At 62.2% G+C, this 542-nt stretch carries 1 protein-coding gene; it reads right to left on the bottom strand.

The features are described from left to right. On the bottom strand, positions 1-537 hold a 537-nt coding region (locus H0A72_RS21950; RefSeq protein WP_281494273.1), incomplete at its 3' end, for an MFS transporter. Positions 538-542: the final 5 nt, after the last annotated feature.

Below are 542 nucleotides of genomic sequence, written 5' to 3'. Positions count from 1 at the left end.
ACTACCCAGCGCCGTACCGGTCGAATAAGAACCCGTAGGAAAAAGCCGGATACGGGCATGACTGTCTGCTCTTGCAATCAGTATCGTCATGAGCACGCCGGCGGCTATTCCTGCCACGTTCCAGGTCCAGTGCTGCGCCAAGCTGGCCAGCGACACCAGCAGCACCGAAATCGCCAGCAAGGTTATCTTGCCTGCGGGGGCCTGCACACGCCTGGTACTGGCGGCACGCTGCTGTTGAATTTGCGTATGAACCAGCAGGGCCAGCAGGCCCGCGATCGGCAACACTGCCCAGAATGCCAGGCGCCAGTGCCCGGTCTGAGCAAAAATACCGCCTATCGCCGGCCCCATCAAAGTGGCCACGCCCCACATGCTGGATACCAGCACCATGGCGCGCGACCACAGCTGTTCGTCGAACACCATGCGCACGGCCGAATAGCTCATGCTCAGCAGGAGCCCGCCGCCCAGGCCCTGCACGGTGCGTCCCACCAGAAGCATAGGCATGCTGGGCGACATGGCACACGCTATCGTGGCCAGCATGAACA

This window comes from Parapusillimonas granuli (assembly GCF_013416525.1).
Taxonomy (GTDB): domain Bacteria; phylum Pseudomonadota; class Gammaproteobacteria; order Burkholderiales; family Burkholderiaceae_B; genus Parapusillimonas; species Parapusillimonas granuli.
This window is presented reverse-complemented; position numbering and strand designations above follow the sequence as displayed.